General features: G+C 45.3%; 6 protein-coding genes. 2 read left to right on the top strand and 4 right to left on the bottom strand.

What is annotated here, in order from left to right:
* Nucleotides 1–332: 332 nt before the first annotated feature.
* From AHMF7616_RS05380 to AHMF7616_RS05370, 3 genes are read right to left on the bottom strand one after another with little or no spacing between them, the layout of a single operon-like run.
* The gene (locus AHMF7616_RS05380) at nt 333–7145 is read right to left on the bottom strand and encodes a T9SS type A sorting domain-containing protein (RefSeq protein ID WP_115371955.1); all 6813 of its coding nucleotides are present in this window, start codon (nt 7143–7145) and stop codon (nt 333–335) included.
* A complete protein-coding gene (locus AHMF7616_RS05375) occupies nt 7139–11860 on the bottom strand; it encodes a CARDB domain-containing protein (RefSeq protein ID WP_115371954.1) in 4722 nt (1573 codons plus the stop codon). The genes AHMF7616_RS05380 and AHMF7616_RS05375 overlap by 7 nt, the downstream gene beginning before the upstream one ends.
* 52 nt (nt 11861–11912) lie before the next feature.
* A complete protein-coding gene (locus tag AHMF7616_RS05370) occupies nt 11913–12932 on the bottom strand; it encodes a right-handed parallel beta-helix repeat-containing protein (protein ID WP_115371953.1) in 1020 nt (339 codons plus the stop codon).
* 199 nt (nt 12933–13131) lie between these two features.
* Here AHMF7616_RS05370 and AHMF7616_RS26320 point away from each other — a divergent pair, with 199 nt between their 5' ends.
* Nucleotides 13132–13278 (top strand): hypothetical protein, encoded by a 147-nt coding sequence (locus tag AHMF7616_RS26320; protein WP_158546102.1) that lies wholly within the window; start codon nt 13132–13134, stop codon nt 13276–13278.
* Between the two features lie 393 nt (nt 13279–13671).
* Nucleotides 13672–14556: a PIG-L deacetylase family protein gene (locus tag AHMF7616_RS05365; RefSeq protein WP_115371952.1), complete on the top strand. Its 885-nt coding sequence runs from the start codon at nt 13672–13674 to the stop codon at nt 14554–14556.
* 269 nt (nt 14557–14825) lie between these two features.
* Here the strand turns inward: AHMF7616_RS05365 and AHMF7616_RS05360 are convergent, their stop codons facing one another.
* The gene (locus AHMF7616_RS05360; protein WP_115371951.1) at nt 14826–16706 is read right to left on the bottom strand and encodes a gamma-glutamyltransferase family protein; all 1881 of its coding nucleotides are present in this window, start codon (nt 16704–16706) and stop codon (nt 14826–14828) included.
* Nucleotides 16707–17327 lie beyond the last annotated feature (621 nt).

Below are 17327 nucleotides of genomic sequence, written 5' to 3'. Positions count from 1 at the left end.
GTCCTGTTACTTAGTTTAACATTCTTTTTAAATTATTCAGGCATTAACAAAGCCAAGTGCATTCAAATTTAAAAATAGCAGCCAATCCGTACCTTCTACATTAATGCCTTAACGCGTATTTATTACCACTGAATTACAACAAGATGATTATATGCAAAAAAAGTCTATTAGCCACCGGCGCGCCCAAAGCGTTCCCCAATGGCTCATAGACTTTTTTTAAATTTTAGATTGCTTCGGCTTTAATCAGGAATCCGGCAAATACTCGAACACCTTTAACCCGATTACCTCTTTTAAAAATACGAAGCGGGTAATCGGGTTAAACTCGTTTTTCTTTACTTAGCAAAGATTACTTTCTGCTGATACGTTTTTCCTGCAGTATATAATCTGAGAATGTACAAACCGGTAGAAAACTGCTCATTGGGTTGCCAATCTAAGGCATATCGTTTGCCTCCTTCTACTTTACCTTGGTATAAAGTAGTTAATTCCTGACCTTGCGGATCATAAATTTTTAAATTGATAAGCTGACTTGCTGGCACCAGGATACTAATAGTTACTTTGTTCGCGAATGGATTTGGCTTAACCTCGAACAATACCAGATTTTTAAGTTCCGGTTTATCTTCTTGACTATCCGGTAACACGATGTTCCTGGCGGGTGAAACGGTAGTAGCTACCCGGCTGGTATTTCTTTTTACCATGGCTTCTACTTTCACTAACCAATAATCCAAACCACCTTGACTCGGTTGGGTTTTATCGCCGCCTACTCCGGAACTGGACCGACCGCCTAATAGTAATCCGTTGTCGTTGGTTTGGAAAACCGTTCTTAGTTCTTCGGTGCCACTGCCGCCGTAACGCTGATCTACTACTTTCTGGCCGTCCTGGTCTACTTGCACCATCCAGTAATCACTACCGCCCTGGCTCGGTTGGGTTTTATCGCCACTCTCCTGAGATACAGAATGGCCCGCCAGAATGTATTGTCCCTCGGTGGTGTAGGTGCTGGCCTGTAGCTCATCGTCTTTGCTGCCCCCAAAGCCGCTGTCCCATATTTTAGTACCTTTATCGTCTAGCTTTACCAGCCAGTAATCTTTACCGCCCCGGCTCGCCTGGCTCTTGTCGCCGTTTTTACCGGAAGTGCTGGTACCGGCTAAGTACAGGTTTGTGCCGTTGCTGGGCCGTACGGAATACACCTCATCCTGGCCACTGCCGCCAAAGGTTTTATCCCACAGTAAGTTGCCGGTTTTATCTACTTTTACGCCCCAATAATCGCTGCCGCCGCGGCTCGGTTGACTCTTATCGCCGCTGGTGTTGGATACCGAACTGCCGCCCAGGAAGAAGCCGCCATCGGTGGTGGGGGTAAAGCTGCCCAGCTTTTCGTCTAAACTACCGCCGTAACGTTTATCCCAGACTTTGGTGCCGGTGCTGCTGATTTTTACCAGCCAGTAATCGGTGCCCCCCTGGCTCGGCTGGCTCTTGTCGCCGCTCACCGGGGAGTTACTGTAACCACCCAGCAGGAACTCCCCGGTAGAAATCTGAATAATTTTTTTCAGTTCATCGGCGCCGCTCCCGCCAAAAGCTTTGTCCCATTGTTTGTTACCCAGCTTATCTACTTTCACCACCCAGTAATCCAGATTTCCCCGGTTAGTGGCGGTTCGGTCGCCGTTGACACTAGAGGCAGAACTGCCGCCGAGCAAATAACCGCCGTCTTTAGTAGCAATAATACTGTTCAGGTAATCCTGGGATGTACCGCCGTAGCGTTTGTTCCAGAGCATGGCCCCGTCTTTATCGGTTTTCACAATCCAGTAGTCCACGCCACCGCGACTTGCTTCGCTTTTATCGCCGCTTACACCGGAATCGGAATAGCCGCCGGCCAGGTAACCGCCATCACTCGTCCGGATTACATCGGTTAACTGGTCAGAGCCCGAACCGCCAAACCGGAAATTCCAGCCAAAATTAATGCGTACCTGCACCACATCGGTCGTAAATAAAGCGCCATCGCTCACAATTAACAGGAAAGCATACGTTTTACCCTGGTTAGCCGACGACACTACAAACGAAGGTTTAGCTGTTAAAGAATCGCTTAAAGTAATACCAGCCGGCGCAATCCAACGGTAAGTAATTTTATCCTGATCCGGATCTTTCGAAGCCGCACCGTTTAAAACCACCGTGCCAGCCGCCGCAATAGTCGTGTCGTTGCCCGCAATCGCCACCGGAGCTCGGTTTGAGGATTGCACCGTCCAGTCTACGGATAAAGTTTTTTCGCCCCTTCGACCACTGCCGTATTTTTTTAAATTTTGGGTTTGAAAGAGCAATTGATAATCACCCGCCAGGCTGCTGGTACTCCGGATACCGGATATTCGGTACAGCGTATCGTTTATTGCTTTAAAATTTAAATTTTTAATGGATACCGATACTCCGTTTCGCTTTAATTGAATGGCATTCCGGAATTCTTGCGTCGAGAGTAGTTTGGCACTGAAGGCAATTTGTACCGTATCTAACTGTCGTTTCAAGGATGGCGCCGGCTTTAACTGCCACTCCGCCGTTAGGGGCACCTGATCCACAAAGAAGCGTTTCTCGGCAGTGGCAACGCCGCCCTTTTCAGCAGTTGCCGTAATTTTTAAACCCGTGTTGCCGCTTGATTGCAGAATTACCGGAATAGAAACTGCTCCCGCCGCAACTTTATAAACATGCTTTAACACCATTTGCCCGCTTAAATCTATTTGCGAAATGGTTATTTGCGAAGCTTTGGCACTTAGGTTAAAGGAAACGAGCAAAGAATCGCCCGAGGTAATGCCATCGGTATTGGAAAACCCTAAATCCGGCGTAATGGCGAGTTTGGTCACCGAAATGCCCGCGGATCGATCCACGGTCCAGGAAACCTGCTTGGAACCGGTACCCGCATTACCCGCCGCATCTTTTATACCGCTCAGATTTATTTTAAAAATATATTGGCCTTCCGGGTAGGTCAGCATGCCAAAGTTACCCGCTACCCAGGCGGTGGAATCCAGGTGCAGCAATTGCGTGATGGCCAGCGGCAAGATTTCGCCGTTCCGGGTAAGTTGTACCGATGCCGTATTAAAGCCCTCTACTGCTTCTTTAAATTGGATATTGATAAAAGGATAATGCTGGGCATCTAATCCTCCGGTATTGGACTTTGTTAGGCTTACGTTTACCGGTCCGGTTTTATCTACTGTCAGCGCAATGGTTTGTTTTAGGGAACCCGCTTTATTGCCCACCGACTTAATTTGCGGCAAGTCCACGGTAAAATCATACACCCCACTCTGCGTCAGAATATTTTTCAAACCAGACAGATAGAACAGCTTGTTGTCGGCTCGTACGGAATCGATTATTACTTTGCCCGGCTGCACCACCTTGTTCCGGGTAATAATAAACCGATCCGGCGTTACGGTAGAAACATTAATGGGCAAATTAAAGAAAACCTGCAGGGTATCGTAGGTCTGGGCCACCCGGTTTTCCGGTAAACCCCGGAACTCCTGCACAATGGGTACATCTAAAAACTGGGGCCAGGTTGCTTGTACTCCCGTTTTACCATTAATACCGAAGATATCCTGCACCTGTGCCGCCTGCACGGTTAGGTTATAAAAACCGTTGCCGGTAGTTACTTTCGATAAATCGATCTCAAACGTAGTAGCATTCAGCGGTTTTACCACCACCGATTTATTTATAATATCCGGACCGCCCTGCAAGGTAAGCCGCAGGTCTTCGTAGGTAAAGGTGGCCGGATTGATGCTTTTATCGAATACTACTTTCAGTTTTTTAACCTGAGTAGTCGCAACTTCCTGGGGCGCGCCTTCTATGCGCACGATTTTGGGCACGTCCCGGTTCCGGGGTTTCCAAACCACGGTATACGTTACGGGTTGCAGCGAAGCAAGCTTATCTACAAAATGGAATTTGTTTTCGTAAACCGGTGGCCGGCTTACCGGCAACGTAACAAAAGTGAGCCACGCATTAGTAATCGGAATTACCTGGCCATCGCTGCGGGTAACGCTTACCACATCGTATTGATTATTACCCGGATCATCGACCTTAACGAAATTCCAGCCCACTTTAGAAGCTGTAACGGTAAAGGTATTCGTAAAGGTAGGTGCCGCTACGGAAGTCGAAAACTTGCCTGATTTGGCCGGATAAACTTTTTCGGTGCGTTGCCCTTGCGAGAAGTAGATCACATCCGGCTCATCGTGTACATCAAAAATATCGTTGGCCAGAAAATCGTTGATGCTGTCTTCTTTCGCGCCGTAGGCCCGGATGCTCCGGGTGAGTTCGTGGAGTTTTGCGCCTTTCACCAAACTTAATTCCGGGTTGCCGAAGCTGTTGGCGTGCACTACTTTGGATTCGTAGCTTACAAATTTACCCAGCAGCGTAGAAGTAAAGTACCATTGCCCAATGCGGGTTTGCCGGCCCGGAATGGTGCCGAAGTTGATATCAGTAACTCCTAATTCTTTAGGTTTCCCCTGGAAGTTAGAGCCAATAATTTTAAATTCAATGGCCAAACCTTTCTCGTTTTCTACAATTTTGGGCTGGGCCGAAGCGATGGTCATGTTCACGGCCGGACCATAACCTTGATTCTCGACCATCACGGCTAGTTCCGCCGGAACCGTGGGTTCTATTTCGGGACTGGTCAGGGCATCATCCCCCAGAATGTTGCGCTCCATAAAGTAATGCAGCATCAGGTTCGGGCTGGGGTTTATGGTCAGCGGCACACTGGCTAGCGGCAACGTCACCATGGCTTGCGCGTAAGGGTCCCAATAACGCACGTAGCCGCCAAAATTATACTCCTTCGGCTCCGTAGGGGCCGCACCAAGCTCGGGAATGAACAGGAATTTGACAAGGCTGTTTTGTTGCGCAGCAATTTTGCCCGTGCCGGTAATGTCCGAGAGATTTTTTAAATCTTTGGTTTGGATCTCGAATAAGCCATTGCTGGGTACGCCTTTGGCATCCCTAATCTGAATAACGACGCTCAAGGAATCCATTTTATCGGTAGGATGCCCGTTAAAAATGTCCAAGGTGCCTTCGAAAGCTTCCCGTGTCATGGTAAGCCGTTGATTGATTTGTACTTTTACCGAGGCGCAAACGGCTTGTTGCTGGTTGTCCAGGATTTCGTTTAAAGCTGCATTTTCTTTCTCATACATTTCATTAATAGAGGCATAACCTAGGTTTGTTGCTTTTTTTATTTGCGCTATAATAGTATCGGAATAAGTTTTTATTTTCTTCCAATTAATAATATTCGGATACTGAGTATTAGGTTCTAATACACCGAGATTTCGCGCGTTAAGGGATGTATGCCACCGGTTAAAAAAAGCCTTTAAAGCAACTTCATTAATCTCATATCCTTTCATAGAATTAAGAATAGAAAGTTGGGTTGCTTTGGGAATAGAATCTAAATTAACAATATAAACTTCAAGCTTAGGAGCTAAATCTTCATAAGCATTACTTTTTATTATATCACCAAAGTATTCTTTAGCCCAACTTTCACGAGCTTGGTATGCGTCTGTAACTACTTGTAAGTTATTTGCAATTTGTTTAAATACTGCACCTAATTCTGGTTCGGAGGCCTGTGGAATGATACTATTGCCCGTATTAAAATAATTACCTAAAATCGCACTTTTTGAAGCAAGACTTGCGCCGGCAACCTCTGTATTTGCACAGGTGTTGATGGCCGTGATAACGCCCACAATACAACTAATTGGAGGCGGAACAGGCCAAGGCAAGCAATTAAGATATGCTTGCCCAATACTGCCTCCGTCCAATCCATTGCCAAAACTACACGATGCAGCCCCAATGTATCCACTTGCACCGCCACTTGCACAGCCGGCAGCAGCTCCAATTACATCATTTATGCATTGTACACAACTCTTTTTCTCAGTTTTAAATGGATTAGTCCAGTTTTTGTCACCATCCCATATGCTTGGATCAGGACATATTGCACAATTGGGAAAACCACCGCCCCCGCCAAATCCACCACCGCCAATGAGAATACCGCCCCCACCTCCACCAGGACTACCTGTGCAAACCCGGCCATCAAATGTGAACATAACCCCATTTTCCTCCCATAACCCCGTAACTATGTTACATTTATACCAATAGACAACATAAGTTATGTCTTGGCAGGACAAACTTTGACTTGCCATGGCACTATACTGGGAGGGATCCATCCCGAGTAGCTGAGAAATCGCCGCCACGGTTTGCCCCCCTGACGCGACAGATGCTGCCGAACCGTTCCGTCGGCGCATGGTTACCGGTACTTGAATGCTTTGTTGGGCCAATAAGGCAGCCGGTTCGTAATTAGTTACAAACTCGTACTCCGGATCATTTTTGGGTAAGTTTAAGGCTACATCTTCCGCCGTAATCAAACCATGGTTAGTTAAGGTTACATTGAAAGCATATGTCTCGTTGCCCGAAAGCTGCGGCATGGTTTTCGGCATATCAATAGTTACTACCGGTATGGGCACGTGCGTTTCGAATTGCGCCTCTAACGTAATATCATACTGATCTTCTACGGCAGTAGGTACTACGTTCCAGCTAAAGGTAATGGCTTGATAATTTAAAAAAATGCTTGCTTCTGTTGTTTCTCCCGGATCAATGGTGATCGTGCTATTATAAGATAAATGTTTTTCTTTCTCCACGATAATCCGGTGCTTACCTTCCGGAATGTTGCCGGCCGCAAAGTTACCCGCCGCATCGGTGAAGCCTTCAGCGTAAACCTGGCCCGTGAAGTAGTTCTTAATTTGGACTTTGGCATCTTTTACTTTGGGAGCCCCTTCGGAATAATAGGTAAACTGGTTGGTAACCGTAATTTTTACTTTACCTGCCGTTTCTGATTTTTTCTCGAAAGTAAACGGAAGACTAAAGGAATTACCATTTTTAGTAGCCACGCCAATGCTGCCGTTTATCGGAAAGCTAAAGGGCACCTCCTCCAGGGCTAAAAATTTTAAAATTACGGTAGCCGTGTCACCGGTAGCCAGCGAGGCTATACGCTCCGGCGTAACGCTCCGCAGCCAGTTTACTTTAGGCAAGTTAAGGGCTACTTCGCCGGTACTTCCAATTCCTTTGTTTACCAGTTTAAATTCTACCTGACGCTCGCCTTTACTTCTCGAAGTTACCACGTTTAATTCGGTAACATCGGCTACCACGTAAGCTTGCGGTGCCTGGCAAAAGTAAAAATATCGTTTTTTTGAATTTTACCTTCCTGGGCAACCGCCTGCAAACTGGCTACTTCAAAATTAGCCCCCGGCGACAAAACCGAACCCACTATTTTGTACGATAGGTTACCGCTTTTATTTCCGGGCAATGTAGGTAAGGTGTTAAAGAGCATTTTAGCGCCGTTCGGTAAGGTTACCGGCTGAAGGGTAAAGTTAGTTAGGCGGATGGTGCTGAGGTTTTTGATCACCACCGCACCACGTAAAGTATCGTTTAAAACCACTTTAAACTGCGGTATTTTGCCCTCGTTAATCTGTACACCCAAAATATCAAAAGCATCTTGTTCTTTGGTAGCTTTCATGCCCGGGAAGCTGGCGCCCACCGTATAATGGCCAGCTTCATTGGCCAATGGGGTAAACTCGGCCGTATAATTACCGGTGCCATTGGTGGTGGCGATAATAGTCCGGCGCAAGCCTTGGGTAATGACGTATACTTCTACCTTTTCATTCATTGCCGGTTTTCCGTCGCTCTGTACGGCCGAACCAGTTACCGGAATTGTAGTATTTTTTAAAAAATAAGCTGCGTTAACCTGGGCCGTAACCGTATAATCCGGTTTAATGTTAAGGTTAACCGGTTTAGAAGTGTTGTTTGTTAATAGCAACTCCGTTAAGCTGGCTTCCGGGTTCACCCATAAAAGCAATTTGTACGTACCCGGCAAGTTAGGCGCCGGAATAGCATTCGGGATCGTAATGGTTTGCCCCGCTGGGATGGGTTCCTTCGTAATATCTTCTATTATCAATGTATCCTGGTCATCAATCAAATCATCCTGCGATAAATAACCGCGCACTACTGCACCGGTAGGCGCCGTAACCGAACCGGTATTTTTCACCGAAAACTGGTAGTTAAACACGGCCATAGCCTGGAGGGATTTTTCGGGTAGTACCACCGAAGAAATCTGGAGATCCGGCTTATTTAAATCCGAAACCATTACCCAAGCCGAACCGGTGGAGAAACCCGTAGCCTTGGCCTGGAAGTAAACCTGCTGGTTGCCATCGGCAGTGGCGTCTTTGATGGTAGTAATGGGCACCTCCACAAAAACTTTACCCGCCGGAATAGTAGCGGTAGCGGGTACGGTAGCTTCTTGGGTATTGGAAGAAGTTACATTTACGGTAAGAGCAGTTGTTGTAGCCGTATTCCGGGTGATGCGCAGTAATCCGGCGTTTACTTTCCCTTCGGGCAGCGTGAGCGGATCAGCGGAAACTTGTAAAGCGGCCCCATCATTATCGGTTACCGTTAGCGTAGCCGACACGGCACCGGAAGAAGCGGGCGGCGCGCTGCAACCACAAGATGCCACAAACATGGCCGCCGTAATCGTTACTTTTTTATCGCCCTCGGCCTGGCTGTTATCCACTACCCCAATATCAAACGTTTTCTCGTTTTCGCCCGCCGCCAGGGAAATACTGGTGGGTAGTAATAATGAATTTAGCACATTGGCAGATATGTTGGCGGTAAAAGCTACCGGGCTGCTATTAGCCTTCCGGCGGAGAGTGGCTTTGGTAGCGTACAAACCAGCGGCTTCTGCCACCAGGTTGGTTTGTATTACTAATTCCAAACCCGGCAAATCATCATCTTTTATTTGGATAGTGGCCGTTGCTGAGTTGTGATTCCCGGCGCCGGCCGTTATGCTGACTTCCGCATCTACCTCGGGTATGCTGTCTTGCTCCAACTTAACGGTTACTTCCCGCGAAAGACTGCCGGATGGTATGGTGATCTCCGGGGCAACGGCAAAACGTTTGGGCTGGTCCGAAGTCAGAAATACTTCCAGCGCCTGGGTGGGTGCCAGATTAGTGGCTACTTTAAACGTAATGGTTTGTCCTTCGGTGGCTTTGGCGGGCAGTTGGGTGATTGTTAAACTGGGTTTATCGTTGTCCAGAACAGTTATATTGGCTTTTGCTTCCGGAAAATCAGGAGCGGTAATTTTTAAAACAGCGGCTAAAGTTCCTTCCAGATTTTTATTATCCGGCGCCGCAATGGTAAACGAACTGCCGGCCTGACCCGCCGGGATGGTTACCGTGGCAGGAAAAGAAAAACGTCCGGATTGACTTAGTTGAATATTTACCGTCAGCGGACTAGTCAAGGAACCGGTTCGGTTTACGATAGCAGTAATTTTTTCGGAGGAACCTTCGGTTAGTTGCGCCGTGGTTAGTTCCAGCGTGAGTAGTTTTTTAACAGTCCAAGGAGTTGTTTGCACGCCGGTGTTATTCGTGTTACCCCCTGGCCCCTCTTGAACAGCAGCACCCGGCACGAGCTCCACCACAAATACGCCTTTATTACCAATATTAAACTGAGCCGGAATTTTAAATTTTTCACTACGAGCCAGGGTCTGGCCTATCGATAAAATCTTTGAATTCGCAAATTCTAGTTGTTTGAGCAAGGTTCGGTTTTGACCATCGGGCGATTGCATATAAAGCTGTTCGGTCCAATCCACTGTCGAAGGCTTTTCTCCTATATTGCCTACTTGCCAAGTTACGGTAACCTCCTCATTGGGAGCTAATACCGTTTTACTCGACGAAACATTTTGAACTACTAGATCTGGGGTTTTTGGAACTTCTATAACCGGAATGTTTACGGCTTTGGATATTGGACCCGCTCCGCAGGCATTCGTATATTGTACAGTATAACTCCCATCCTCTCCGGCATAATAAGAGGCATCTACCGCATTCGGAATAGCTACGCCATCTTTATACCATTGGTAGCTAGCCACTCCATTTGCCGTATTAGCCGCCGACGCTTGCAAGCTCCTATTGTTAGCGGTAATGGTTGGCGTAAGAGTGGGCTTGGTACTAAAAACAGCTACTTGCAGCGTTCTTTCGCTGCCAATACCGCAAGCATTAGCCGGGGTAAATTTCAGGGTGTATACCCCGGGTTTCGTCCAGGTAATTTTGGCGGATGATTTGGCACCGGTAGTATCAATGGTACCGCCACCCGATAATTGCCAACGGTACTTCACATTTCCTATTTCTACTTCACTGACGGCGTAGGTTTCGGTACCTAAACACGTATTAGTTTTGCCAGTAATGGTAAAATATTGTTCCGGTGGTCTGCCAATGGTGATAGGCTTGCTATTCATGCCGCTAGTATCGGCCGGCGAACTGGCTACAATCCGGACCCGATAACCGATACCCGCGGGTATATGCACAGGAATGGTAGCGTTTATAGTACCCGCTTTCGTACTGGTTAAAGTACCAATATTGGTAAAAGTTTTAAAATCGCCGATGCTGTTGGATAACTGAGCGGTGAAAACATTACTGTTCCCGTAGAGGCCTTTTATTGTAAACGGAATAGCCAGAGTATTTCCCGCACAAAAAGAATTTTTTACCTCACCAATAGAGATGGCAAGTTTTACATCTGCTACTTTAAAATCCCACGAATTTGTTAAACTCCATTTGCCGTTGGTATCTTTTGCTCTTACAAATACTGTATAATCACCTATTTCCAAGGCACTAATATCAACAGGAATATTCAGGTCCTGTATATCAGTGCTTTGCATTGTGGGAATAGGCGTCCCTTTCTCCAAGCCGGGATCTTTTCCGATGTAGTACTCCAAATAAGAAATTTTGGCGAGTGGAGCAGGGTCTACGCTTTTAGGGTATGGTTTTAAAAGTAACCACCGCTGCGTTAAGCTCCATTTTTCGTTCGCATCTTTGGCTCTAACATTTAACTGGTGTACCCCATTGGTTAGCTCCTCCGGGTTGATGTTTATTAAGACATTACTTATATCGGTAGCTGGCGTAATATTCACTTGCTTGCCAGAACCAAACCCGGGGTCATTATCCAGGTACCATTCAACTCGCGTGATATCACCTGCTGGCGTGGGCTTATCCGTATTAGTAAATGGTTTTAAAAATAGCCACCGTTGCGCTAAACTCCATTTTTCGCTGGCGTCCTTAGCTCTTACATTTAATTGGTGTACCCCACTGGATAAATCCTCCGGATTAATATTGATTAAAACATTACTTAAATCGGTGGCAGAGGTACTATTTACTTGCTTGCCGTTGCCAAAACCCGGATCCGTATCTAAATACCATTCTACCCGCGTAATATTGCCTGCAGGATTGGGCTTATCTGTGTTAGTAAAAGGTTTTAAAAATAGCCAGCGTTGCGTTAAGCTCCACGCACCATTGGCATTTTTAGCCCGAAAGTTTAGCTGGTGTACCCCGCTGGTTAAACCAGTTGGGTTTATATTAATTAATAAATTACTTAAATCCGTAGCCGGACTCAACGCGAGAGGTGTTGCTTTCTCGAATCCCGGGTCAGTATCCAGATAATATTCGGCGTAAGTAATGTTACTTACCTTCACCGGTGAATCGGAAGAAGTATAAGGTTTGAAAAACAACCAGCGTTGATTTAAGCCCCAAACTTCGTTGGCATTTTTGGCTCTTACCACCAGTTCATGCACCCCGTTCGCTAAAGAATTCGGATTGATGGAGACAGAAAGATCATTCAGTTGCTTGCTGGGACTTATGGTTAAAGGAGTTCCGGCGCCATAACCCGGATCGGTATCAATATAATACTCCACGCGGGTAATATTAGACTGGGCCTGTACCGGATTATTGCCAAAAAGAACTACTAAAAAGAGAAAAAATAAGAGGCCTGACTGGGTAACTCGTAACCAGAAAGTGACATTTAGGGGTGTACCTATACACATAACAACTAGCTGTAGCAGTTAAGAGCTTAAATAAAAAAGGAAGAAAGTAAGGCTAATTATTACTGCGCACACCCACCGAAATGGTGTAAGGATTGGTATTTGCTGTTTTGGAAGGAGCTGTTAATTTGTAGATGGCGGGTACATCCGGGATGCCGCTTAACTTGTAAACATCGCCTTCTTCGCCGCCAAAAATTCCGGCATCGGTAACTTTTCCGTCGTTCTTTTTACCGGCACCTTTCGCCGGACTGCCCGCTTTTAAGGTCAACTGATTATCGGCCTCAATGGTACTATTATTCCAGTTGGTGAAGACCGTGGACATGTCCACGCTAAACTTATTGCCGGTACCAATTATTGTGGCATTGTCTGCAAAAAAGAAAATATTATTTTCAAAAATATTTCCATTAGCAGCTATAGAATTATCATAAAAGATATTATTCTTAACTAAAAAAGAGTTAAGGTTAATATTGGAATAATAATATGCTGAAATATTATTAGCAAAAAAACCAGATGAATTAGGTAATGAAATTCCACTTCTAAAAATGTTGTTAACTATATATAAATTAGATATTTTAGTTACCTGGGAGGTTTCCTGTAAATTACCATCGAAATAACAACCTTTAAACGTAAGGCCAGATAAGGGTGATTCGTTATTGTATAAATAGGCATAACTTATTCTACACCTGCTAACAGTTATATCATTTGTATAAATTTGCAGCCCACTTATGTAAAGTCCCTGCACAGAAGAACCTTTGGAGCCCGCTTGAAAATATAGATAAATAGCATTAGTATCTGGAGTATTTATAGCCTGTAGGCCAGTGTTTTTATCCAGCAGGTAACCAAATCCAATTATAGTTAGTTTCTTTGTAACGTTTCCACCCGAAATACTCCCATAATGCTGGTAAATTTGTATTACATCCCCAGTTGCTGCTGCATCATGGGCTTTTTGAAAATCAGGATAATCAATGCCCTCCTTGGCCTGTCCGGGATAACCTACCCGGAGAATTTTAGCATAAACACTCGTGGAAACAAGCGAAAAAAGTAGAATAGTAGAAAGTAGTAGCGGTTTTAGCATAAGATTAGTTGTTTAAGAGTATGTTTTGGATGAAGATGAGAGCACAACAGTAGCTTGTCTAAAAAATTTAATAGCGGAGCATTTACGGGCACGCCACTAAACAGAAGCAAAAAGAAGGGTAAGAAGCAGCAAGTGCGGAAATAATACTTAGTTTAGCGAACGAAGCTTATTTAAGAAGCCCTTTTAAAAGAACAGATCTTTGTTTTTAAAAAGAGTGATTGAGCACCAAGGTTTTAAGCTAACAGGTACGGCGTTTAAAGATGATATATTCATTTTAAAAAGTCAACTTTCTGGTAACATTTTACCATTAATTATTTCTGATGCATTTGCTAGAGTTAAGGAATAAATACAAATAAAAAGAGCTATCGTATTTATTTAGCGCTCTTGTGTGACAATCCTATTTTAGTATTAAATCCGTTAAACAACCGGATTGTTACCCACCATACAAAATTTATTCATCTCGATCGGGTAAGAAATCCATACTACCTGATAAGCTGTTCTTAATAGTCGATTAGTAAAGTAGAAATGCCCCAGAGTAAAATCTGGAGAAAAGGGGTGTCTTACTTTTTCGTTCCGAGACACTTTGCAGAGATTTTGAATCACCGGCTGAGGATGAAAATTTAAAAAGTCTGCTGTCTCTTATGGTAGTAGATGAAAAGAACAAAGTTTTTCTTACTTTGGAGAACAACCTTTGCTGTAACAGAACTTAACGGACAAGATTTTCTAACCTGTTGGCTTTATGAGAAAATTTTTACTCGGATTATTACTTTTTTTAAATTTTACCTATCCGCTGATGGCTCAAAACAACAAAATCCGGGTGCTGGTGTTTGGCGCGCATCCCGATGATTGCGATATTTCGAGTGGCGGCTTAGCGGCTTTGTACGTAGCGGGTGGGCACGCGGTAAAGTTTGTTTCCTTAACCAACGGCGATAAAGGTCACCACCAAATGGGTGGCGGCGAACTGGCGCAAAGGCGCTATAAAGAAACCCAGGAAGTGGCCCGCCGCCTCGGTGTTACTTACGAAGTACTCGAGAACCACGACGGCGAATTGCTGCCCACCCTGGAAAACCGCCTGGAAGTAATTCGGCGCATCCGGGAATGGAAAGCCGATGTGGTAATTGCGCCCCGTCCCAACGATTACCACCCCGACCACCGCTATACCGGCGTATTGGTGCAAGATGCTTCTTTCCTGGTGATAGTGCCCAATATTTTGAGTGGCGTACCGGCTTTACCTAATAACCCGGTATTTTTGTATACCCGGGATAATTTTCAGCGGCCTAACCCTTTCCGGCCCGACATTGCCGTGGATATTTCCAGTGTTTTTCCAAAAAAATTAGAGGCCTTGGATGCCCATGTGTCGCAGGTATACGAGTGGCTGCCCTGGATTGACCATGATACCTCGGTACCCGCTAATGCGGCCGACCGGAAGAAATGGCTGGCTAACCGCTGGTTAACCCGCTCGCAACCCAACCCCGAGATACGGCAAACCTTAGAAAAATGGTATGGCAAAGAACAAGCCGCCAAAGTAACCCAAGCCGAAGCTTTTGAAATTTGCGAATACGGCAAAAAACCCTCCGAAGACGACATTCGTCGCTTGTTCCCGATGCTGTTGGCTAAGCCTTAAGATTATTTAAAAAATGACTGTTTCGCTAATGGCCTGGCCGGTAGCAGGAGTAAAAAAATGATTGGATAGCCGGAAGCAAGTTATTTTTTTAAATTTTTATCATGCTAACGCTACTCCGTATGGGCGCTGTTGCATCCGGTTGTGGTTGGTCGTTTTATCGTTTGAGCATGAAATCGGAAAATAAAGTTATTAATGGTTTATAGTTTTATAAAATAGCAGGTATTTACAAATCGAACAACGAAAAACTAATAACTAACAACTACTTTAAACTACCAGCCAATGCCGTAATCTTCGCCGTGGTTGCTAGAGCCGCCCCACATGCTGCCGTGTTTCCAATCAAAGTAAATGGCGTTAATAGGCCCGCTGGTACGGTCGTCGAAGCTGAGGGTATAGCCCATTTTCTTCAATTCCTGGCGCACCCCGTCCGGCGTTCGTTCGGATAATAACAACTGCCCGGGTTTGGGTTCCCGGTCGGCGGTTTTGGTACCGCCTAAAGACAGCCACAACTGGTTAGAATTTATATTAGCGGCTTCGGCGGCTTGCTGCACGTTCATGTTAAACTCCACTACATTTAAGAAAAACTGCAGTAAGTTCTGATCCTGGGTATCGCCGCCCTGCACCGCAAAAGCTAAAAACGGCTTACCGTCTTTTAAAGCCATGGAAGGGGTTAAAGTTACCCGGGGCCTTTTGCCTGGTTCTACCACGTTAAAGGGATTGAGTGCGGCATCCAACACAAAGCTCTGCATGCGTTGGCTCATGCCTATACCGGTATTGCCCGCAATGCAGGCCGGCAACCAACCCCCACTGGGCGTAATCGAAACTACCCACCCTTCTTTGTCGGCGGCTTCTACGCTGGTAGTGCCTTTCCAGAGCCAATCCTGGTAATCCGCCGCGGAGGAGCTGTTCTGCACATCGTGTTTGGGGGCAAAGTTGCGTTTTGAGGTATCCATCTCAAAGCCCCGATTTTTTAAAAGTTTTAAATACGGGTGGGTTTTTCCTTCGAAGGGATACGGGTCGCCGGGACCGATGTAGGGATTGTTTTTGTTCGGCTGAATTAAAGCGGCCCGTTGTTTGGCATACGCTTTACTGAGTAAACCTTTCATGGGCTCTTGCGGCGGAAAGTACGAATCGCCGTAATAAAAATCGCGATCGGCAAAGGCCAGGTTCATGGTTTGGTACAGCGTATGAATGTACTGCGGGCTATTATAGCCCATCTGCTTTAAATCGAAGTTTTCCAGAATGTTTAAAGCTTGCAATAAAACCGGCCCTTGGGTCCACTGTTGTAATTTGTACACCTCGATGCCTTTGTAATTTACCTGCAACGGCTCTTCTTCCAGGGGTTTCCAACGGGCTAAATCCTGCTGGGTAATCAGTCCGCCTTGTTCCTGGCAACCCCGCACAAATTCCTGGGCAATGTCGCCGGTATAAAAGCGGGCATAGGCGGCCATAATGGCATCTTTCCGGTTTTTACCTTGCTTTAAAGCACTTTTTTCGGCTTCTACTAATTTTGTGAGCGTTGCCAGTAAATCTTTTTGCACAAAAATTTCGCCGGCTTCGGGAGCTTCTCTTGTTTCGCCAGGGTGCGTGAGAAACACTTTTTTACTGTAAGGCCATTGTTTAATCTGGTCTTTGCCCCGTTCGATGCTGTTGGCGGTTTGCCCGTCGATGGGATAACCCGCCGCCATTTGCATGGCCGGCGCTACTACTTGCTCTAAGCTCAAAGTACCGTAATTGGCTAACATGTGCAGCAAACCACCGGGCGTGCCGGGCGTAGTAGCCGCTAACGGGCCGTATTCCGGAGGGAAGTTGTAACCTTTCTTTTTAAAAAAATTGGAGGTAGCTCCGGTGGGCGCCACGCCCATGGCATTAAGAGCAATAACCTTCTTGGTTTTGGGATTGTAGATTAAAGCCTGCGTTTCGCCACCCCAACTTAAAACATCCCACATGGTGCAGGTAGCCGCCAGCATGGCACAGGCCGCATCCACAGCATTGCCTCCTTGCTGAAAAGTTAGGGCACCGGCGGTGGCCGCTAATGGCTTACCCGTAATCGCCATCCAGTTTTTACCGTGCAGTACTGGCTTTTGGTTTTGTTGCGCTTGGGTAGGTAACCAACAGCCCAGGAGTAAAAGCAAGAATAAGGGGTGCTTCATTTTATTACGTTTAAATTTAATTTTTTGAAAAAAATAAAAATCTGACTGGTAAATAACTGCATTAATAAGCTTTAGATTTTATCGTTCCCACACCGGAGTTTATTCGAGTTTGCTTAGGTAACATACCTGGCAAAACTATTTTTTATTCCGATACACGTCTGCTGTACTAAGTATTACGAACCATCTTTAACAAAGTCTTTGGGCGGTAAAACAAGAAGCATCTACCTTATTTAAAATTACTGTTTTTTGAAATTAAGGTTTAAATTAGATAGTCTTGCTTTAAAAATTACTTTTATTTCGCGAAATTCTCTTTAATTTTAAACGATCCTTTTCTAAAAATTATTCTATTTTATTAAATACCCTCAGGATCGATTTGAGCACAGCTTACAATAGCTTGCTAGGCAAGTACAATTGAAATTTTTAAAATTTTTCACTTACTTCCCCTATATCAGTGAATTAAACCAATTATATTATTAAAAGTATATGGTTTTACCACCGGCTTACTTGCATAATTTATATTTTGAAACCGGAGCAGCAACACCTGCCAAAAATTAATTGTGGAAAAAGTACTAATTTAGCGTATAAATAAATCCGTTATCGAATGCTTTGTTGCATAAACTT

This window comes from Adhaeribacter pallidiroseus (assembly GCF_003340495.1).
In the GTDB taxonomy this organism is placed as follows: domain Bacteria; phylum Bacteroidota; class Bacteroidia; order Cytophagales; family Hymenobacteraceae; genus Adhaeribacter; species Adhaeribacter pallidiroseus.
Note: the sequence above shows the minus strand (reverse complement) of the source record. Positions and strands in the feature narration are given on the sequence as shown.

Bases quoted from the DNA above. Each gene is read 5' to 3' on its own strand.
- AHMF7616_RS05375 (WP_115371954.1), bottom strand. From the start codon at position 11,860: ATGTGTATAGGTACACCCCTAAATGTCACTTTCTGGTTACGAGTTACC.
- AHMF7616_RS05370 (WP_115371953.1), bottom strand. From the start codon at position 12,932: ATGCTAAAACCGCTACTACTTTCTACTATTCTACTTTTTTCGCTTGTT.
- AHMF7616_RS05365 (WP_115371952.1), top strand. From the start codon at position 13,672: ATGAGAAAATTTTTACTCGGATTATTACTTTTTTTAAATTTTACCTAT.
- AHMF7616_RS05360 (WP_115371951.1), bottom strand. From the start codon at position 16,706: ATGAAGCACCCCTTATTCTTGCTTTTACTCCTGGGCTGTTGGTTACCT.